This window comes from Falsiroseomonas sp. (assembly GCF_051859025.1).
GTDB lineage: Bacteria > Pseudomonadota > Alphaproteobacteria > Acetobacterales > Acetobacteraceae > Falsiroseomonas.
On sequence record NZ_JBHYGL010000034.1, the window covers coordinates 266,685 to 286,238 of the forward strand.

19 protein-coding genes, 1 tRNA gene and 1 riboswitch are annotated in these 19,554 nt (G+C 71.0%); of the genes, 7 read left to right on the top strand and 13 right to left on the bottom strand.

What is annotated here, in order from left to right; genetic code table 11:
• Positions 1 to 218: 218 nt before the first annotated feature.
• Positions 219 to 1,334 (bottom strand): 2-aminoethylphosphonate--pyruvate transaminase, encoded by a 1,116-nt coding sequence (locus ACTIE5_RS22345; RefSeq protein ID WP_439551933.1) that lies wholly within the window; start codon positions 1,332 to 1,334, stop codon positions 219 to 221.
• A 60-nt stretch (positions 1,335 to 1,394) separates the two neighbouring features.
• Positions 1,395 to 2,018: a DUF1194 domain-containing protein gene (locus ACTIE5_RS22350; RefSeq protein WP_439551934.1), complete on the bottom strand. Its 624-nt coding sequence runs from the start codon at positions 2,016 to 2,018 to the stop codon at positions 1,395 to 1,397.
• Positions 2,019 to 2,104: 86 nt separating this feature from the next.
• Here ACTIE5_RS22350 and ACTIE5_RS22355 point away from each other — a divergent pair, with 86 nt between their 5' ends.
• The 5 genes from ACTIE5_RS22355 (at position 2,105) to ACTIE5_RS22375 (ending at position 7,928) form a co-directional block, all read left to right on the top strand.
• The gene (locus ACTIE5_RS22355) at positions 2,105 to 3,088 is read left to right on the top strand and encodes a Bug family tripartite tricarboxylate transporter substrate binding protein (RefSeq protein ID WP_439551935.1); all 984 of its coding nucleotides are present in this window, start codon (positions 2,105 to 2,107) and stop codon (positions 3,086 to 3,088) included.
• Between the two features lie 93 nt (positions 3,089 to 3,181).
• Positions 3,182 to 3,994: an enoyl-CoA hydratase gene (locus ACTIE5_RS22360; RefSeq protein WP_439551936.1), complete on the top strand. Its 813-nt coding sequence runs from the start codon at positions 3,182 to 3,184 to the stop codon at positions 3,992 to 3,994.
• A 195-nt stretch (positions 3,995 to 4,189) separates the two neighbouring features.
• Complete coding sequence (locus ACTIE5_RS22365) at positions 4,190 to 4,798, top strand: exopolysaccharide biosynthesis protein (RefSeq protein WP_439551937.1); 609 nt, start codon at positions 4,190 to 4,192, stop codon at positions 4,796 to 4,798.
• Between the two features lie 73 nt (positions 4,799 to 4,871).
• A complete protein-coding gene (locus ACTIE5_RS22370; RefSeq protein ID WP_439551938.1) occupies positions 4,872 to 5,495 on the top strand; it encodes an exopolysaccharide biosynthesis protein in 624 nt (207 codons plus the stop codon).
• A gap of 39 nt (positions 5,496 to 5,534) precedes the next feature.
• A riboswitch (cobalamin riboswitch) is annotated at positions 5,535 to 5,768 on the top strand.
• A gap of 162 nt (positions 5,769 to 5,930) precedes the next feature.
• On the top strand, positions 5,931 to 7,928 hold the full coding sequence (locus ACTIE5_RS22375) for a TonB-dependent receptor plug domain-containing protein (RefSeq protein ID WP_439551939.1): 1,998 nt from the start codon (positions 5,931 to 5,933) through the stop codon (positions 7,926 to 7,928).
• Positions 7,929 to 7,967: 39 nt separating this feature from the next.
• Here the strand turns inward: ACTIE5_RS22375 and ACTIE5_RS22380 are convergent, their stop codons facing one another.
• The 9 genes from ACTIE5_RS22380 to mbfA all read right to left on the bottom strand — a co-directional run bounded on the left by ACTIE5_RS22380 (position 7,968) and on the right by mbfA (position 14,806).
• Complete coding sequence (locus tag ACTIE5_RS22380; RefSeq protein WP_439551940.1) at positions 7,968 to 9,374, bottom strand: alpha,alpha-trehalose-phosphate synthase (UDP-forming); 1,407 nt, start codon at positions 9,372 to 9,374, stop codon at positions 7,968 to 7,970.
• Positions 9,371 to 10,090, bottom strand: a complete 720-nt coding sequence (gene otsB, locus ACTIE5_RS22385; protein WP_439551941.1) for a trehalose-phosphatase — start codon at positions 10,088 to 10,090, stop codon at positions 9,371 to 9,373. Before otsB ends, ACTIE5_RS22380 begins: the two co-directional genes overlap by 4 nt.
• 119 nt (positions 10,091 to 10,209) lie before the next feature.
• Entirely contained in the window at positions 10,210 to 10,431 is a 222-nt protein-coding gene (locus ACTIE5_RS22390; protein WP_439551942.1) for a hypothetical protein, read from the bottom strand.
• A gap of 120 nt (positions 10,432 to 10,551) precedes the next feature.
• Positions 10,552 to 10,899, bottom strand: coding sequence for a winged helix-turn-helix domain-containing protein (locus ACTIE5_RS22395; protein WP_439551943.1), 348 nt, complete (start codon positions 10,897 to 10,899; stop codon positions 10,552 to 10,554).
• Entirely contained in the window at positions 10,899 to 12,029 is a 1,131-nt protein-coding gene (gene modC / locus ACTIE5_RS22400; protein ID WP_439551944.1) for a molybdenum ABC transporter ATP-binding protein, read from the bottom strand. Before modC ends, ACTIE5_RS22395 begins: the two co-directional genes overlap by 1 nt.
• On the bottom strand, positions 12,029 to 12,727 hold the full coding sequence (gene modB, locus ACTIE5_RS22405; RefSeq protein ID WP_439551945.1) for a molybdate ABC transporter permease subunit: 699 nt from the start codon (positions 12,725 to 12,727) through the stop codon (positions 12,029 to 12,031). Before modB ends, modC begins: the two co-directional genes overlap by 1 nt.
• A 10-nt stretch (positions 12,728 to 12,737) precedes the next feature.
• Positions 12,738 to 13,508, bottom strand: coding sequence for a molybdate ABC transporter substrate-binding protein (modA, locus tag ACTIE5_RS22410; RefSeq protein WP_439551946.1), 771 nt, complete (start codon positions 13,506 to 13,508; stop codon positions 12,738 to 12,740).
• Positions 13,509 to 13,650: 142 nt separating this feature from the next.
• A tRNA-Leu gene (locus ACTIE5_RS22415) sits at positions 13,651 to 13,734 on the bottom strand.
• A gap of 82 nt (positions 13,735 to 13,816) precedes the next feature.
• Positions 13,817 to 14,806: an iron exporter MbfA gene (gene mbfA / locus ACTIE5_RS22420; protein WP_439551947.1), complete on the bottom strand. Its 990-nt coding sequence runs from the start codon at positions 14,804 to 14,806 to the stop codon at positions 13,817 to 13,819.
• 136 nt (positions 14,807 to 14,942) lie between these two features.
• On the opposite strand from mbfA, the gene yghU reads away from it, so the two are divergent.
• Positions 14,943 to 15,812, top strand: coding sequence for a glutathione-dependent disulfide-bond oxidoreductase (gene yghU / locus ACTIE5_RS22425; RefSeq protein ID WP_439551948.1), 870 nt, complete (start codon positions 14,943 to 14,945; stop codon positions 15,810 to 15,812).
• Positions 15,813 to 15,933: 121 nt separating this feature from the next.
• Here yghU and ACTIE5_RS22430 read toward each other — a convergent pair whose 3' ends face one another.
• Together ACTIE5_RS22430 and ACTIE5_RS22435 are read right to left on the bottom strand one after the other, a co-directional pair.
• Positions 15,934 to 17,802 carry a putative bifunctional diguanylate cyclase/phosphodiesterase gene (locus ACTIE5_RS22430; RefSeq protein ID WP_439551949.1) on the bottom strand — a complete coding sequence of 623 codons (1,869 nt, stop codon included), beginning with the start codon at positions 17,800 to 17,802 and terminating at the stop codon, positions 15,934 to 15,936.
• A 139-nt stretch (positions 17,803 to 17,941) separates the two neighbouring features.
• Positions 17,942 to 18,844: a dienelactone hydrolase family protein gene (locus ACTIE5_RS22435; RefSeq protein ID WP_439551950.1), complete on the bottom strand. Its 903-nt coding sequence runs from the start codon at positions 18,842 to 18,844 to the stop codon at positions 17,942 to 17,944.
• Between the two features lie 120 nt (positions 18,845 to 18,964).
• On the opposite strand from ACTIE5_RS22435, the gene ACTIE5_RS22440 reads away from it, so the two are divergent.
• Entirely contained in the window at positions 18,965 to 19,552 is a 588-nt protein-coding gene (locus tag ACTIE5_RS22440; RefSeq protein ID WP_439551951.1) for a carboxymuconolactone decarboxylase family protein, read from the top strand.
• The last annotated feature ends 2 nt before the right edge of the window (positions 19,553 to 19,554 follow it).

Below are 19,554 nucleotides of genomic sequence, written 5' to 3' on the forward strand. Positions count from 1 at the left end.
CATCGGCCAACGCCGCCATCAGCGCCGGTCAGGGAGCACCCTCGGTCCTGGCGGGGCGGCGGAGTGCATGCCGCACTCCGCGCCTAAGGTCGCCGGATCGGCCGCAAGCGCGTGGCACGGCTGATGCGCGACATGGGGCTGGCAGCAGGCCGGCAGGGCCGGTTCTGCCGCACGAAGGACAGCGGCAGTGAAACGCGGCGCGCAAGCCCCATCGGGCGTCACGCGGCAGCGCGTCTGCCCACCCCCATCTCCTCAAGCACCTCGGCCACCTTGGACAGCGCGAAGCGGATATCCGCTTCCGCGATCGCGCCGATGCAGCCGAAGCGCATGGTCGGCACCTTGGTCGTGTAGAAGTCGCTGAGAATGATGCCCCGGCTCTTCATCGCGATCCGGAAGCTGGTGAAATTCCAGGCGGGGTCCACGGGCTGGAAGACATTGACGATGATCGGCCCCTGGTGTTCGGGGGCGACATAGGGGGTGAAGCCCAGCGCCTGCAGGCCTTCCCGCATCACGTCCCGGTTACGCATGTACCGCGCCAGGCGCCCTTCCTGGCCGCCCTCGGCCTCATAGATGTCCATCGCCTTGCCGAAGGCGCGCAGCGCCTGGACAGCGGGGGTGAAGCGGAAGCTGCCCCAGCCGTTGCGCAGCGCATGGTCATGCACATCGACCAGATCCATCACCCAGGACCCCGCATTGCCGCGGCAGGCCTCGAGCCGCGCGACCGGCGCCACGGCGAAGCCGAAGCCCGGCATGCCCTCGAGGCATTTGTTGGAGGTGAAGACCACGACGTCGCATTCCGGATGGTCCGCGATGCGGAAGGGCAGCGCGCCGAAGCCGGAGACGGCATCGCAGATCATCCGCCGCCCGGCGGCGGCGATGACGGGGCCCAGCACATTCGGGTCATTGACGATGCCCGTCCCCGTCTCGCTCACCACCAGGGCGACATGCGTGCATTCCGGGTGTGCGGCCAGCGCTTCGGCCAGGCGTTCCGGCTCCATCGGCCGGTTGTCGGGGCCGTGCAGGGCAACGACCTTGCGCCCCGCTTCCGTCGCCAGGCGCGCCAGCCGGTCGGCATAGCCGCCATTCTGCACCACCAGCAGCGTGCCCCCGGCGGGCACGAAGGTGCGCAGCGCGGATTCGATGATCATGTGCCCGCAGCCCGGCAGGGGCAGGGAGACGTGCTCCCCCCAATTCCCCCCGGCGATGGCCACGATGCGCGGGCGCATGGCGGCGTATTCGTCGCGGAAATCCTCGTCCCAGGGGGCGATGTCCTCGGCCATGCAGGTGCGGACCTCGGGGCGGGTCTGGACGGGGCCGGGGATGAGCAGGAGCATGATGGAGATCCGTGGGGCTTTGGTGGCCGGTTCAGCGGCGGGGCTTAGGCCCGGCCAGGGTCAGACCACAAGGCTTCCGCCGCCCAGTTCGCGGCGCAGCTTGCGCAGGATGGCGTCGGCGAAGTCGATGTAGTCCGCGCATTCCATGGCGAAGGCGCCGGGGCCGCCGATCACCTCCGCCTCGTAATGGTCCAGCAGGTCCGGCTCCTCGTTCAGGATGGCCAGGCCGTTGATCGTGATGCCGGCCGCGACGGCCAGGTCCCGCACCGGGCCGGGGTCCCGCCCCTGGTTGTGGCGGCCATCGCCGGAGACGTCCATGACGTAGCGCGTCGCCTCCGCCGGGCAGCGCGCCAGCGTGGCCAGGCCCGCTGCCATCCCCTCCCCCAGCGCAGTCGCGCCGGGGCGCGGCAGGCGGGGGGCGTTCTCGATCGCCTGGGCCAGGGCCTCCGCCCCCGCGGGGTCGGCAATGCGGGTCCAGCCGATGGCCAGATCCTGCTGGCCGGGGCCCGACCACAGCAGCAGGGCCACCGCCGCCGCGCGCCGCGGCCCGCCGGTCGCCGCCGCTAGCACGGAGGCGTCGCGGAAGGCGGCGGCGGTGCCGCCGGCCATCAGGCCGAACTCCTCGAAGCTGACGCTGGCGGAGACATCCATCGCCAGGCACAGGGCGATATCCACGCTACTCATCGGTGATTATGCCCTGATCCACGACTGCATTTGCACGCCCGCGCCTCCGGTGCCAGATTGATCCCGTATCGGGAACGAGGGATCGGATGATGATCGGCAGGCGCGGCATCCTCATGGCAACATCCGGTGTGTTGGCGGCGCCCCTCGCGTCCCCCGCCGTGCACGCGCAGGGGGCCTGGCCCAGCCGCAACATCCGCATGGTCGTTCCCTACCCGCCCGGCGGCGCGACGGATGCAATGTCCCGCCTCGCCGCGCAGAAGATTGGGGAGAAGCTGGGCGTTTCCGTGGTGGTGGAAAACCGCTCCGGCGCCAATGGCCAGGTCGGCAGCCAGGCGATGCTGCAGGCGCCGGCGGATGGCTACACCATCCTCGGCTCGGCCTCGATCCATGTCATGGCGCGCCATGTCATGCGCAATGTGCCCTATGACCCCGTGGCGGATTTCGTCCCCGTCGCCCGCACGGCCCGCGGGCCGCTGGTGCTGGTGATGGCGCCAGGCCGGCCGCAGCGGACGATCCCGGAGATCGTGGAGGCCGCGAAGCGCAACCCCGCGCAATGGTCCTTCGCCACCTCCTCCCTCGGCTCCGCCGGCCATCTCGGCACCATCGAGTTCAACCGGGTGACGGGCGCGAATATCGAGATCGTGGGCTATCGCGGCACCGCGCCGGCACTGACCGACGTGGCGGCCGGCAACGCGCACCTGATGTTCGACCCCGTGCTGGCGACCCTGCCGATGATCCGCGGCGGGCAGTTGCGGGGCCTCGGCATCGCGACCACCAGCCGCACATCGCTGGCGCCGGAACTGCCCACCATGGCGGAAGCCGGGTTGCCGGGCTTCGAATTCTATTCCTGGTACGGGGTCTGGGCCGCCCGCACCGTACCGGCGGAGATGGTGGCGCGGATGAATGCCGCGCTTGTCGAGGGGATGCGGGAGCCGGCGGTGGTGGAACGCCTGACCGGCCTTGGCTTCGAACCCCTTGCGGAGACGGTGGCGGAGGCCGAGCGCTTCATCGCGGCCGACGTCGCCCGCAACGCCGAACTCCTCCGGATCGCGAATTTCCAGCCTGAGTAACATTTCAGCTGCCACCCTGACGACAAAATGCCCCCCCGGGGTCATCTCTGGGTTATTGAGCCTGGGAGGGTGGTTGGAATGGATGGCGCCGGGGTGACCCCTGAATTCGTCGGTGAATTCGCAGGGTCGAAGATCCTAGCCAGCAGCGCGCAGGGCGTCGGCCGGGTGGTGTTCAACCAGCCGGAGAAGCGCAACGCCATGTCGGTCGCGATGTGGGAAGGGCTGGGCCAGGCCCTGGACCGCTTCGCCGGGGACCCGGCGGTCCGCGTGGTGGTCCTGGAAGGCGCGGGCGACAAGGCCTTCGTCTCCGGCGCCGATATCAGCCAGTTCGAGGCCCAGCGCAGCGATGCGGAGGCCCAGCGCGCCTATGAACGCCTGACCGCGGCGGGGCGGGACAAGCTCGCCGCCTTCCCCAAGCCCGTGATCGCCAAGATCCGCGGCTTCTGCCTCGGCGGAGGGCTCGGCCTGGCCATGCAGGCGGACCTCCGCATCGCGGCGGAGGATGCGAGCTTCGGCATCCCCGCGGCGAAGCTCGGCCTGGCCTACGGCTTCGGCACGGTGCAGATGCTGACCAGCCTGGTCGGCCCCGCCCATGCCCGCATGATGCTCTTCACCGGGGAACGGATCGATGCGTGGGAGGCCGAGCGGATCGGCCTGGTGAACGACGTGGTGCCGGTGGAGTTGCTGGATCGCACGGTGGACAGGCTGGCCGAGACGATCGCGGCGAATGCACCGCTCACCATCCGATCCGCCAAGCTGTCCATCGCCGCCGCCGCGCAGGATCCCGCGGCGCGGGACATGGCGGCGGTGCAGACTGCCTTCGCCGCCTGCTTCGACAGCGCGGATTACCGGGAAGGGCGGCGCGCCTTCATGGACAAGCGGAAGCCCCGCTTCACCGGCGCCTGAAGCCGGCGCCTGGAGAACGTTGCGGATGACTGCTGTTTCGGGCGTGCGGTGAGACGCCGCCGCTGTTGACGCCACGCAGGACATGCTAACCGGACCGGGACAGGGCGGGCCGCAAGAGCCTGAGGCTGGGTCCGGGATAGGAGTTGCCGCGCTATCGACCACCACCAGGGCATGTCGCCGGCGGAACCGCATGGCGTGCCCGTCTCCGTCCTCCTCGCCGACCTGGCCAGGGATTGGCCGACGGAAACCCTGACGCTCGGCGACCTGGCCGCGGCGCTGGGGCAGCGTGGCTTCGGCGTGCTGATCGTGATCTTCGCCCTGCCCAACCTGCTACCCTTCTACCTGCCGGGGCTGAGCACCGTCGCGGGCCTGCCGATGATGGTGGTGGCCGCGCAGCTGGCGGCCGGGCGCCACCGCCCTGCCTTGCCCGGCTTCGTCGCACGGCGAAGGCTGCGGCGGGATACGCTGCGCCAGGTCACGGCGCGGGCCATGCCGTGGCTGCTCCGCGTGGAACGGATGGTGCGGCCGCGCCCCTCGGCCCTGACCGGCGCGGCGGGCGAAAGGGTGGTCGGGCTCTGGGTCATGCTGCTGGGCCTCGTCATCATCCTGCCCACCCCCCTGACCAATGGCCCCCCGGCGCTGGCCTGCCTCATCATGGCCATGGGCGTGATGGAAAACGACACGGCGACCATCACCATCGGCGCGGTGCTCGGCCTGGTGGGCGCGGCGTTCAGCCTGACGCTTCTTGTCACCCTCGGCTGGGCTCTCCTCGCCGGCTTCAACCACCTGATCGGATCGCCATGACCCACGCCGCGATCGGCGGGCCGCCCGCTTCCGCCACCCCGGGTTCCGCCACCCCGGCAGGAGTATCCGCCCGATGACGAGCGAGGAGGTGCCGCACGCCGCCGACAGCGCGCCGATCTCCCGGATCGTCGCGGAAGTCGCGGCCGCCTTTCCCGGGGAACGGATCAGCCTGGGGGAGATGGCGACCGCCTTCGGCGACCGTGCCTTCGGCATGCTGCTGCTGCTGCTGCTGCTGCCCGGCCTGCTGCCTGGCATGGCGAGCGTCTTCGGCACGCCGCTGCTGATCCTGGGCGTACAGATGGGACTCGGCCTGCGGGTGCCGAAGCTGCCGGGAATCCTGGCGCGCCAGACCATCAAGCGGTCGGACCTGCTGCGGCTGGCCTCCGCCTCCTCGAAGGGTCTCGGGCGGATCGAACGCTATGTCAGGCCGCGGCCCGGCTTCTTCACCAGCCCGCTCGGCGAACGGATCATCGGCTGGATCACCGCCTATGTCGCCATCATGCTGATCCTGCCGGGGCCGGGCACCAACGGGCCGCCGGCCTTCGGCAACATCGTCATGGCGCTCGGCCTGATCGAGCACGACAGCAAGGTCACGGGCTGGGGCGTGGCGCTGAGCATCGCGGGCTGCATCTTCGCCACCGTGGTGCTGGGCGCCATGGTCTGGTTCGCCATCAAGGCGGCCGGCTGGATCTTCTGATTCACACGCCCTGATTGTGCGGGCTTCCTTAACGATGCTACGAACCCCGCATGCGCCGGTGGCCCGCAAGGGCTGAAACGGGAACGCGCGAAGGCCTGCCCCCGGCGTCAGCCAGGGACGGGTCCAGGCCGCGGCTGCCCCCGCAACTGTAGGCGGAGCGCCCCTGCCACATGCCATTGGGCCCATCGGGCCTGAGAAGGCGGCGGGGGCACCGGGGACCATTTCCCCCCGGCACTCCGTGAGCCAGGAGACCGGCCGGCGCAGAGACGTCACGCGCGTGCCGGGCGGGGTGCACCGGCGCAACGGAACGACAGGCAACGGGCCCGCTTCGGCCCGCTTCCGCTCGTTTCCGCCTGCGGCGACGACGCCAACCGCCGCCACGGCCCCGGGAACGGGGGCGGGGGGGCATGTCGTCCAGTCGCTCGGAGGGACCCGATGCGAATCCATATCCACCACCTGGCCGCACCGCTGGTGCTTGGCCTGACACTGCCTACGCTCGCGCAGACAACACAGCCTGCCACCCCGGCCGGCACCCCGCCCGGCACCCCGCCGGCCGCGATCGTGATGCCGGAGACGATCGTCACCGCGACGCGCATCCCCACCCCCGCGGAACGGGTGCCCGCCGCCATCACCGTCATCACGCGGGACGACATCCAGGAACGCGGCTACCAGACCCTGGCGGAAGCATTGGCCACCGTGCCGGGCCTGCGCCTGGTGCAGGCCGGCGGCATCGGCCAGCAGACCAGCGCCTTCATCCGCGGCGGCGCATCCCGCCACGTGCTGGTGCTGCTGGATGGCGTGCCGGTCAACGACCCGTCGGAACCCAACGGCGCCTTCAACTTCGGCAACGAGTTGCTCGGCGACATCGAGCGGATCGAGGTCGTGCGCGGCCCTGGCTCCTCGCTGTACGGATCGGGCGCCATCAGCGGCGTGATCAACCTGATCACCCGCCGCGCGCCGGCCAACACGCCGATACAGGCCTTCGGGGAGGTCGCGGGCGGCTCCCAGGGCACGGCCCGCGGCACGCTGGGCGTGGCCGGCACCATGCCGGGCTGGGACTACATGGTGGCCGGCCAGGGGCTGACCACGCAGGGCACCGACGCCACGCCCCGCCGCTTCACCCGCGACACGCGGGAGACGGAGGATTTCCGCGCCGGCGCCGGCACCGCGCGTTTCGGCTGGAACCCCGCGGAAGGCACGCGGGTGGAAGGCCTGCTGCGCTGGCGGGAGAACCGTCTCGAACTCGACAGCGTCCCCAACGACGACCCGAACTACACCGGCAATGACCGCCGCTGGTACGGGCAGTTGCGCGGCGAGACGGCGCTGCTGGACGGCATCTGGACCACGGGCATGCGCGTGGCGCTGACCGAGGATCGCCGCCGCTACCTCAACCTGGCCGACGCCCGCAGCAGCGCCACGACCGACGACCTGTTCCGCGGCGAACGCCAGGTCTTCGACTGGGGCAACCGCATCCGGCTCGGCGATGTCGGACCTTTTGCGCAATCGGCCCTTGCTTTCGGCGTGACGCATGAGCGGGAGGCGGTGGACCAGGCCTCCGGCTCCCCCACCTTCCGCACCACCACCAACGCCACCTCCCGCTCCACCGCGCTGCATGCCGGGCTGCAGGGGCAGGTCGGCGGGCGGCTCGACCTCTCGGCCGGGCTGCGGCAGGATCTGGCTGACGATTATGACGGCTTCCTGTCCTGGCGCACCGGCGCGGTGCTGGCCCTGCCGGAGGTGAATTCGCGGCTCATCCTCGCCGCCGGCACCGCCTTCAAGGCGCCCTCGCTCTACCAGCGCTATGGCCGCATCGGCACGACCTTCCGCGGCAACCCGGACCTCCGCCCCGAAACCTCCTTCTCCTGGGAAATCGGGACGGAGACGGACATCGCGCTGTTCGGGCGGGAGGATGGCGCGACCTTCGGCGCCACCTATTTCGACACACAGTACCGCAACCTCATCAACTTCAACCGCAGCTTCAGCAGCCTCGAGAATATCGAGCGGGCGATGTCGCGCGGCGTGGAGCTCGGGCTGACGATGCGGCCGGCACCCTGGCTTGATGGGCGCGTGGCCTGGACGGCGACGGAGACGCGGGACGAGGCCACGGGCGCACCGCTGGCACGGCGGCCGAAGAATGTCGTCGCCGTCAGCGCCAGGATCTCGCCGACGAACAGGCTGACCATCGCGCCGGAAGTGCTGTTCACCGGCCCCTCGCCGGAAACCGCATCCTATACCAACAGCGGCGCCTTCGTCGGCGGCGTGAACTACAACAAGGCCGGCACGGTCGCGAACCTGACCGGCAGCTACCGGGTGATGGAGGGGATCACGGCCTTCGCGGAGGGCCGCAACCTCACCAACAGCCGGTATGAGCCCGCCAACGGCTTCACTACCTATGGCCGCAGCCTGCTGGTCGGCGCGCGCTTCGTGTTCTGACCGGGGACGGGGCGGGGGTCGGCACCTCCGCCTCCTCTTTCACGCCGCCTTCCTCTTCCGGGGCCGCGGCACGCGCGTGCCGCCGGTACGGCCGGCCTCCGCCACTTCCTCCTCCCCCTCCAGCGCCGCCAGGAAGCGGCGGCACCAGACGGAGGCGGTGTTCGTGCGCACCGTCGCCGCCATGCGGGTCCAACGGTCCAGCCTCTCATCCGCCGGCATGTCCATCGCGACATCGAGCGCTTCGGCGATGTCATCGGGATCGAGCGGATTGACCAGCAGTGCGCCATCCAGTTCCAGCGCCGCGCCGGCGAAGCGGGACAGCACCAGCACGCCGGGATCGGCCTGGTCCTGCGCCGCCACGAATTCTTTCGCCACCAGGTTCATGCCATCGCGCAGCGGCGTGACGATGCCGATCCGTGCCATGCGCATGAAGCCCGCCAGCGTGGGCCGCGCGACGGCACGGGTGATGTAGCGGATCGGCGCCCAGTCCGGCTCCGCCATCTGCCCGTTGATGCGCCCCACGCTCTCATCCAGTTCGCGCCGCAGCGCGCGGTACTGCGCGACGTCGCCGCGGCTGACGGGGGCGACCTGGAGGAAGGTGATCTTGCCGCGATGCTTAGGGAAGCGGGACAGCAGCGCGCCAAAGCCCGCGATGCGCTGCGGCAGGCCCTTCGTGTAGTCGAGGCGATCCACCCCGATCGCGAGCGACCGTCCCGCCAGCGAATCCCGCAGCCGCGTGACCTCCTTCTGCGTCGCCAGCCGCGCCGCCAGGTTGGCGAAGCCCGCCGCATCGATGCCGATGGGAAAGCCGCCGACGCGCAGCGCCGCGCCCGCATGGCCGTGGGAGATCAGTGCGCCGCGCAGGTTCTCGGCATCGTCTTCCGTCTGCACGCCGATGGCATCGATCGAATCCATCGCCGCCAGCACGTCATGCGCGTGCGGCAGGCCGGTGAAGACGGCGCGGGGTGGGAAAGGCACATGCAGGAAGAAGCCGATGCGCTGCTTGCAGCCCAGCGCCCGCAATTCCTTCGCCAGCAGGAACAGGTGGAAGTCGTGAATCCAGATGGTGTCGTCCGGCCGCAGCAGGGGCACCAGCGCGGCGGCGAAGGCCGCGTTCACGCGCTGGTAGGCGAACCAGTCCAGCCGGTCGAAGCGCGCTACGCCCAGCCGGTAGTGCAGCACCGGCCACAGCGCGGCATTGGAGAAGCCCTGGTAGTAGTGGCGATAATCGTCATGGCCGAGGTCGATGCGCGCATAGGCGGTCTGGCCGACCTTTGCCTCCTGCGGCGTGGTGCCGGTTTCGGCCGCGGTCTTGCCGGACCAGCCGAACCACAGCGCATCCCGCTTCGCCAGCGCATCCTTCAGCGCCACGGCAAGCCCGCCGGCGACAGCGCCCGTCTCCTTCGGGTCGGGGACCCGGTTGGCCACGATGACAAGCCTGCTCATGGGGCGGAAACCGGCTCCGCCAGGCCGGCAAGCCAGCGCCGCAGCACCGACGGTGTGCCGAAACTGTCCTGCAGGCGAAAGCCGAGCCCGCCGGCCGCCCGTGCCGCGGCCATCCCGGCCTCATCCGTCACATCGTCGCCAATGAACACGGGCACGCGGCCCGCGAAAGGCGGTCGCGCCAGCAGCGCCGCCACCGCCGTACCCTTGGACACCGCCCGGGGCTTCACCTCCCACGCCATGCGCGCCGGCATCAGCGTGAATTCGTCGGGCGCCTCCGCCACCAGGGCTTCCAGCAGGCCCTGCGCCATGCCCGCGGCTTCCGGCGCCTGGCGGTAATGCAGCACGAAGCCATGCCGCTTCGGCTCGATGAAGGCACCGGGGAAGGCATCCGCCAGCACCCGCGCGCGGTGGAGCCAGGCGGCGGGCGGCACCGCCAAAGGCGGGCCCTCCACCCGCCCGGCGGGGTCCGCCCGCAGCGCGCCGCCATGGTCGCCGACCTTGGCGATCGGCACCGGCAGGTGTTCGTCCAACTGCCCCAAGGGCCGGCCGGAGACGACGGCCAGCGCGCCACCCAGCCGCGCGGAAAGGCGCAGCAACAGGCCCGGCAGGCCGGGCGGCACGTCGATCGCCTCCGGCCGCTCGGCGATGTCCACCAGCGTGCCGTCGAAATCGAGGAAGAGCGCCATCGGGTCTGGCGCGGTCGGGAGAGGGTCCATTGCGGTGGGGGCAACCCCGCAGGACCGATCCGGTTTGCCAGGCCTCACGGCCTTGTGTGGGCATATCCGCGCGTCATCCGGCCGCGATCATGGCCGGACCTGAACACCCCGCCCGGGCGTCAGGCGCCGTCTGGCAGCCGCGTCTGCCACAGCGCCAGCGCCGGCGGCAGCACGCCCACCACCAGCCAGTGCAGCAGCGCCGCCTTGCGCGTCAGGTACCCGGCATCCCAGGCCAGCACGGCACCAAACTGAACGACGAGCAGCCAGATGATGGCGATGGCGAGCGCCGCGCTACCCGCGCGGATGCTGAGGCGGAGGCGGCTGGCGAAGGCGTTCTTCATGGAACGGGGGTCCGATCTCGAAGCCGGTTGGGAAGCCCTTCGCGCGGCTCGTCGCGCCGCACATTCCATACAGTACACGAAAGCTTGATTCCGTCCACACGAAACCGAGAGCGGCCCGCATCACCCCTCGGACCGCCGGAGCAGCAAAGCGAGGCGCGGTGCCGCCGCCTCCCGCGCCGCCGCCTCGATGGCCCGGTAATCCGCCACCAGGGCGCGACCCGCCTCGGTCAGCGCCGCCCCGCCGCCTCGGTGGCCCCCCGGAGTCGCCGTCACCACGGGCGTGCCGACCAGCCGGTTGGTCGCATCCACCAGGTCCCAGGCGCGCCGGTAGCTCATCCCCAGGGCACGGCCGGCGGCGGAGATCGACCCTTCCCCGTCGATCGCTTCAAGCAGCGCGATCTTGCCCGGCCCGATGCGGCCCCGCGGCAGGTCGATCCGCAGGCTGAGCCCCGCCCCGCCGCCCGCCATCAGCCCTTCCCCACCCGGTCGCCCACCCGGTCGCTCGCCTGCGCGCGATGGTCGAAGGTGACGGCCTTGATGAGCGCCCAGGCCGGCATGCCCGGCCGCAGCGCCAGGCGCCGCGCGCTGTCCGCCGTGATGCGCGCCAGCAGGATGCTCGGCCCCACGGCCAGGCGCGCGAAGACTTCCGCCGTGCCCGGAATGGGCTCGATGCCCATCAGCGTCGCGGGCAGGATGTTGCTGGTGGACAGGCCGCGCGGTTCCTCCACTGCCAGGGCGACGTCGCGCGCCCGGATGCGGATGCGCAGCCGCGTGCTGGGCGGGCCGGGATGCAGCGTGGTCCGCAGCGCGCCGCCCTCGAAGTCCAGGCGTGCCAGGCCCTCCCCCATCCCGGCGGCAGTCGCGGCCACGACGCAGGGCAGCACCACCCCGGCATCCCGCCGCACCGCCAGGGGCAGGTCCGCGCGGGCGGACAATGCCTCCACCGTCCCGCTCGCAAGAACCCGCCCCCCCTCCAGCAGCACCATGGCATCGGCCAAGGCGTCCACCTCCTCCAGCGCATGCGTGACGTAGAGGATCGGGATATCGGCGGCATCGCGCAGCCGGGCGAGGAAGGGCAGCACCTCCGCCCGCCGCGCCGCATCCAGCGCGGCCAGCGGTTCGTCCATCAGCAGCAATTGCGGCCGGGCGAGCAGCGCGCGGCCCAGCGCCACGCGCTGGCGTTCGCCACCCGACAGGCCGAAGGGGCGCCGGCCCAGCAGCGGGCCGATGCCGAGCAGCGCCACCACCTCCTCCAGCCCCGGCCCTTCAGCACCGCGCGGCGCGCGCTTCAGCCCGTAGCGCAGGTTGGACAGCACCGAGAGATGCGGGAACAGCCTGGCATCCTGGAACACCACGGCGCAGCGCCGCGCTTCCGGCGGCAGGGCGATGCCCTTCGCGGTGTCCAGCAGCACCCGGTCGCCGAAGGCGATCCGCCCGGCCTGCGGCCGCAGCAGCCCCGCTATCGCCGCCAGGATGGTGGACTTCCCGCAGCCGGAGGGGCCGAACAGCGCCGTCACGCCCCGCGGCGCGGCCTGGAAGGCGACATCCAGGGCGAAGCCATCGGCGCCGAAGCGGTGGCGCAGCGCGGCATCCAGCATCAGCCGCGCCCCAGCCAGCGATGCATCCGCCGCGCGATCACCTCCGCCAGCAGCAGCCCGCCCACGGCCAGGGTGAAGGACACGAAGGCGAGCCGCGCGGCCACCCCTTCCCCCCCCGGGGTCTGGGTGGCGCTGTAGATCGCGAGCGGCAGGGTCTGCGTCTCACCGGGGATGTTGGAGGCGAAGGTGATGACGGCGCCGAATTCCCCCAGCCCCGCGGCGAAGGCGGTGACGGTGCCGGCCAGGATGCCAGGCGACATCAGCGGCAGCGTCACGGTCACGAAGCGATCCACCGGCCCGGCGCCCAGCGTCCGCGCCGCGGCCTCCAGCCCCGGATCCACCGCCTCCAGCCCCAGCCGCACGGCGCGCACGATCAGCGGGAAGGACATCACCGCGGTGGCCAGCGCCGCGCCTTCGGTGGTGAAGACCAGCCGGATGCCGAACCAGTCATGCAGCGGCGCGCCGATCGGGCCGCGGATGCCGAACAGCATCAGCAGCCCCCAGCCCACCACGACCGGCGGCACCACCAGCGGCAGATGCACCAGCGCATCCAGCAGCATGCGCCCCGGGAAGCGCCCCCGCGCCAGCAGCCAGGCCACCGCGATGGCCGGCAGGAGGGAGACGGCGACGGACCGCGCTGCGACCTCTACGCTCAGGCGGACCGCCTGCCATTCCTCCGGCGAAAGGCCAGCCGTCATCGAAGGCGGGTCATTGCGGGCGGGTGAAGCCGAAGCGTCGCCAGGTCGGCGCCGCTTCCTCCCCCGCCAGGAAAGCCAGCAGCGCGCGGGCGGGCGCGCTGCCCTCCGCCCGCCGCGTCAGGGCAAAGGGGTAGGTGATGGCCTCGTGGCTCTCCGCCGGGAAGGTGCCAGCAACACGGACGCCCGGGCTGGCGGCGGCATCGGTGGCATAGACGATGCCGAAGGGGGCCTCCCCCCGATCCACCAGCAGCAGCGCGGCGCGGACATTGTCGGCCCGCGCCAGGCGCGGCGCGATGGCGCCCCACTGCCCCATCCAGGTCAGCGCCGCCTGGGCGTAGCGCCCCACGGGCACATGGGCGGGATCGCCGGTCGCGATGCGCCCCCCCGGCCCGAGCAGCGCCGGCAGGTCCGTCCCGCGCGCCAGGGTCACGGCGCGGGGCGCATCGGCCGGCGTGACCAGCACCAGCGCGTTGCCGATCGGGCTGCTGCGCGTCGCCTCCACCAGCAGGCGGCGTTCCTGCAGATAGGTGGCCCAGGCCTCGTCGGCCGACATGAACAGATCCGCCGGAGCGCCCTGTTCGATCTGGCGCGCCAGGGCGGATGACGCGGCGAAGGAGAAGCGCGGCGCCGGGTTGCCCCGCACCGCCCATTGCGCGCCGAGGTCGCGCAGCGCGTCCGTCAGGCTGGCTGCGGCGAAGACGGTGACGGGCTGCTGCGCCAGGGCGGGGGGCGCGGATAGCAGCAGGCCGGCAAGGCCGGGGACCAGGGCACGGCGGCGCATGGGGGTTACTCCTTGCGGCACGGTCTCGCTATATATCACCGAACATAGCCCTTGGCCGCAGAGCATGTCCATCACAGCCGCGCCGCAGGACGGGTTCGATCATGCCAGGGGATGATGCTGGGGGATCATGTTGGGGAAGGTCTGGTGCGGGCGGTCGGACTCGAACCGACACTCCTCTCGGAACCGGATTTTGAGTCCGGCGCGTCTACCATTTCACCACGCCCGCGCGGCCATGCAGGCCAAGACGACCACGCCAGAATTAGCAGAGCCCCCGCGCGGCGCCAAGCACGCGCGCCCACCGGTCCGACTCAGGCGCCGCCGATCAGGATGCCCACCGCCAACACCAGGCCGCCACCCAGCAGGATCTGGAACATCGCCCGGCTGATCGGCGTTTCCATGAAGCGATGCTGGATCCAGACGATCGCCCAGAGTTCCAGGAACACCACCACCAGCGCGATCGCCGTCGCGGTCCAGAAATGCGGGATCAGGTAGGGCAGCGCATGGCCCAACCCGCCCAGCGTCGTCATCACGCCGGATGCCAGGCCCCGCTTCCACGGCGCGCCGCGGCCCGACAGCTTGCCATCATCATGCGCCGCTTCCGTGAAGCCCATGGAGATGCCCGCGCCGACCGAGGCCGAGAGCCCGACCAGGAAGGTGGTCCAGGGGTTCTGCGTGGCGAAGGCGGTGGCGAAGATGGGGGCGAGGGTGGAGACGGACCCATCCATCAACCCCGCCAGCCCCGGCTGCACCCAGGTCAGCACGAATTGCCGCTTGGCGGTCGCCTCCTCCTTCTCCCCTTCCCCGCCCGCGAGAAGGTCCGCCGACAGCTTCGCGGCATCGTCATCATGCCGCGCCTCCGCCGCCGCCAGATCGCCCAGCAGCTTGCGCACCTCCGCATCCGTCGTGCGCGCCGCCGCCGCGCGGTAGAAGGCCAGCGCCCCCTGTTCCATCGCGCGCACCTCCTCCCGGATCCGGTCGAGGCCGAGGTTCTCCACCAGCCAGATCGGCTTGCGCACGTAGAAATCCGCGATGTGTTCCCGCCGGATCGGCAGGATCAGGTCGCCGAAGCGCGCGCGGTAGAGGTCGATCAGCAGGCGGCGATGCTCGTTCTCCTCCGCGGCCATCGCCTCGAACACCGCGGCGGAGGCCGGATATTCGTCCCGCAGCCGGCTGGCATAGAGCGCGTAGATGGCGGCGTCCTCCTCCTCCGCCCCGATGGCGAGGGAGAGGATCTCCCGTGGCGACAGGCTGTCGAAGCGGCGGGAGCCGGTGGAGAAGAAGGGCAGAACGGATCGCATGGGGCAGGATCCTCTGACGGCGGTCGATCCCGCGACATAGCGACGCGGGGCAGCAACGCGAAGCGGGGGGCAGCCATGCCCCTGGCGCCGGGCCGGCCCGGGCCTAACATGGGGTCAAGGACAAGGAGTTCCCTGCATGAGCGACGAATACACGCCCCCGAAGGTCTGGACCTGGGACAAGGCCAATGGCGGCCGCTTCGCCAACATCAACCGCCCCATCGCCGGCGCGACGCATGAGAAGGAGTTGCCGGTCGGCCGGCATCCGCTGCAACTCTACTCCCTCGGCACGCCCAATGGCGTGAAGGTGACGGTGATGCTGGAGGAATTGCTGGCCGCCGGCCATGCGGGCGCGGAATATGACGCCTGGCTCATCCGGATCGGGGAAGGCGACCAGTTCGGCAGCGGCTTCGTGGGCGTGAACCCCAATTCCAAGATCCCCGCGTTGCTGGACCGCAGCGGGCCCACGCCCGTCCGCGTCTTCGAATCAGGCGCGATCCTGATGTACCTGGCGGAGAAGTTCGGCGCCTTCCTGCCGCAGGGCGGTGCGGCGCGGGCGGAATGCCTGTCCTGGCTGTTCTGGCAGATGGGCAGCGCCCCCTATCTCGGCGGCGGCTTCGGGCATTTCTATGCCTATGCGCCGACGAAGATGCAGTACCCGATCGACCGCTTCTCCATGGAGACGAAGCGGCAGTTGGATGTGCTGGATCGCCGCCTGGCGGAATCCGAGTTCATCGCCGGCCCCGACTACACCATCGCCGATATCGCCATCTTCCCCTGGTATGGCGGGCTGGCGAAGGGCTGGCTGTATGGCGCGGCGGAGTTCCTCGACGTCGCCAGCTACACCCATCTGCAGCGCTGGGCCGACCGGCTGCTGGAACGCCCGGCGGTGCGGCGCGGCCGCATGGTGAACCGCGTGCAGGGCGAACCGTCCAGCCAGCTGCATGAACGCCACGACGCCAGCGACTTCGACACGAAGACGCAGGACAAGCTGGCGCCCAAGGCCTGATCAACCGCGCATGGCGGGCGCTCAACCCGCTATGCGCCTCGGGCGCTCAGCCCGCTATGCGACTCGGGCGCTCAGCCCGCTATGCGACTCGGGCGCTCAGCCCGCTATGCGACTCGGGCGCTCAGCCCGCCATGCGACGCGGGCGTAGCGGAACCGTGGCGCCGGCCACATTCGTCTGGCACTCCGCGAGCCAATCCGACAGCGCCTGACGGTCCATCGGCCGCGCGAAGAGATATCCCTGCGCCCGGTCACAGCCCAGTGCGGCCGCCATGGCGGCCTGCTGCGGCGTCTCGATCCCCTCCGCCACCACCGTCATGCCCAGCCCGTGGGCGAGGGAGACGGTGGCGCGGATGATCTCCTCCGCCCTGTTGTCGATGCCCAGCCGCTGCACGAAGCGCTTGTCGAGCTTCACCGAATCCAGCGGCAACCGCAGCAGCTGCGCCAGCCCCGAATGGCCCGTGCCGAAATCATCCAGCGCCAGCTTCGCGCCGCGCCCGCGCAGCGCCGCCAGCTGGTCGAGCGTGCGGTTGCTGACGCGGTCCAGCAGCACTTCCTCCGTGATCTCCACCTCGATCGCATCGAGGCCGAGGCCCGCCCTCTCCACCTGGTCGGCGATATGCTCGACGATGTCGGCGCGCGCGACCTCCGCCGCCGACAGGTTGAGGGCGATGCGCGCCGTCGTCAGGCCGCTGGCCCGCAGCACCGCGAGCGCCGCCAGCGCCTGGTCACGCACCGCCTCGCCGAGGCGGGAGGCGCGCAGCGGTCCGATGGCCGGGAACAGTTCCGCCGGCGGCACGCCGCCGAGTTGCGGGTGGCTCCACCGGGCCAGCGCCTCGATCGCCACCGCGCCGCGCGCACCCGGCCCGCCCCGCGCGCCCTGCAGCGCGATGATCGGCTGCAGGTGCACGGTGGCGCCGGGCAGGACCGTTGTGTCGCCGAGATCGGAATCGAAGGCCCTGATGATCGCCGCCACGCGCTGCACGCGTTCGGCATCGGCACGACTCGCCCAGCCGATGCCGCCGCGGTTCTCCCGCTTGGCCTGAACCATCGCCTCATCCGCCATGCGCAGCGCGGTCTCCGCCACATCAGCATCGGCGGGCATCATGGCGGCGCCGATGGTCGCGCCCAACCGCAGGCTGGCACCGGCATAGGAGACGGGCTTGTGCAGGATGGCGCTGATGCGCCGCAGCGCCTCCGTCGCCGCCGCGCGATCCGCCAGGCCCACCAGCAGCACGGCGAATTCGTCCCCGCCGATGCGCCCGACGATATCGCTGCCGCGCACGCATTGCCGGAGCCGCTGCCCCACCTCCCGCAGCACGGCATCGCCGGCGGCGTGGCCGGCGGAATCATTCGCCTCCTTGAAATGGTCGAGATCGATGGTGACGACCGCGGCTGGCTGGCGGTCCCCCATCGCGCGTTCCAGCGCCGCGGCGATGCCGCGGCGGTTGGGCAGCCCCGTCAACTCATCCGTCAGCACCATGGCTTCCGACCGGCGGAGTGACCGCTGGAGTTCCAGGTTGGTGACGACGGCCTGCGCCAGGGTGCGGACCAGCAGCACCGACCGATCGTCCGGCATCTTCGGCACGCGATCCAGGACACACAGGGTGCCAAGCGCGAAGCCGTCCGAATCCACCAGCGGAACGCCGAGATAGGATCGCAGCCCGGTATCCCCCGTCACCAGCGGGTTATCCCGGAAGCGAGGATCGCAGGTGGCGTCTGCCACCACCATCGCGTCCTGCGGCGACAGGATGGCATGCGCGCAGAAGGCCTGGTCGCGATGCGTCTCCCGCACAGGCAAGCCGATACCCGCCTTGAACCATTGCCGGGCCTCATCCACCAGCGACACGAGCGCGATCGAATTGCCCGTCATGTCGGCGGCAAGGGTGACGATCCGATCGAAGGCCTGCTCGGCTTCCGTGTCGAGGACGTCATAGGAGCGTAGCGCCGTGAGGCGCCCGGCCTCATCGGCCGGCAGCGGTGCGGGCGGCATCGGGACTCCGTAAGGCGCGGCAGGCGTGGGCGGAGCCGGAAAGGCAGGGCGACTGCCCCTTGGCATCCTGCGCCAGCCGCGTTGCGGAAATCTTATCGAGCGCGCGAATCGCTGCCGTGGAAGGGGCGCCGCGGCGCCCTCAGGCGAGGTAGCGCCGGAACCACGCCATGGTGCGATCCCAGGCCAGCTTGGCGGCTGCCTCCTGGTAGCGGGGCGTGGAGTTGTTGTGGAAGCCGTGCTGCGTGCCTGGATAGAAATGCGCCTCATGCGGCACGGCATTCGCCTTCAGCGCGGCCTCGAAGGCCGGCCAGAGGTTGTTGATATTGGCGTCGTTCTCCGCGTAGTGGATCAGCAGCGGCGCCTTGATGCGGGCGACGGCCTCGGCAGGTTGCGCGGCGCCGTAGAAAGGCGCGCCGGCCTGCATCTCCGCCCCCAGCGTCGCCGCCAGCCAATTCGTCGTGCCGCCGCCCCAGCAGAAGCCGGTGACGCCCAGCCTGCCGGAGGACGCCGCATGCGCCTTCAGGAAACGCGCGCTGTTCAGCATGTCCTGCCGCAGCTTCGCCTGGTCCAGCCCCGCTTGCAGGGCGCGCCCGTCATCGTCGTTGCCGGGATAGCCGCCGGCCGGGAACAGGCCGTCAGGGGCCAAGGCGAGAAAACCCTCGGCCGCCGCACGCCGCGCCACATCCTCGATATAGGGGTTCAGGCCGCGATTCTCGTGGATCACGAGCACCACCGGGAAGGGGCCGGTGCCGGTGGGCTGCACCAGGTAGCCCCGCATCATCCCTGAATTGCCGCCGGGCGAGGGATAGGTGACGTAATTCGCCTTGATGCGCGGATCGGTGAAGGAGATGGTCTGCGCCTGCGCGTAGCGCGGCAGCAGCGACTGCGCCATCAGCAGTCCGCCCGCCGTGACGGCGGCGGAAGCCTGCAGGAAGGACCGGCGGTCCATCCGCCCATGGCAGTATTCGTCATAAAGGTCGAAGACCCGCTGGTCGATCTGGTCCTGCGTCAGCGGCACGAAGCCGTCCTGGCCGTCGGGCATGGTCGCTTCCTTCCTGGTTCCCGGCGGCAGGATAGCGACGGCCCCACCGGCTGTCCGCAGGGATTTCCGGCGGCGCCGATCCGGTGTTGGATCGCGGTCAGACAAACGAGGAAACGCATCATGACCCCGCGCATCACCCTGCCCGAGCCCGAGGCGATGAACGAGGCGCAGCGCGCGCTGCGCGACCAGATCCTGGCGAGTGGCACCGGCAGCATGGTTGGCCCGCAGCGCGCCAACATCCACAGCCCCGATCTGGCGGAGGCCTGGTGGAAGCTGGGCGACATGCTGCGCCTGCGGACCGTGATCCCGAAGCCGCTGCTGGAACTGGCGATCATCGTCGCGGGCCGCCGCTGGAACAGCCAGCTGGAATTCCACTTCCACGGTGCCGCCGCCATCAAGGCCGGCATCGCCCCCGCGGTGGTGGAGGCGATCCGCGCCTGCGCCCCGCCCGTCTTCGAGGACGACGCCGCGCGGGAGGTCTACGAATACACGCGCCAGATCCAGGTGAATGGCGCACCCGACGATGCCAGCCACGCCGCCATCACCGCGCGCTGGGGTGAGCGCGGCGTGGTGGAGCTGACCGCGATGATCGGCTTTTACACCATGGTCTGCATCGCGCTGAACGCGCACCGCATCCCGCTGCCGGAGGGTCTGGAACCCCCCTTCCCCGCCGAACCCGGCTTCAGCACCCTGCCGCCGGCGGCGTAGAG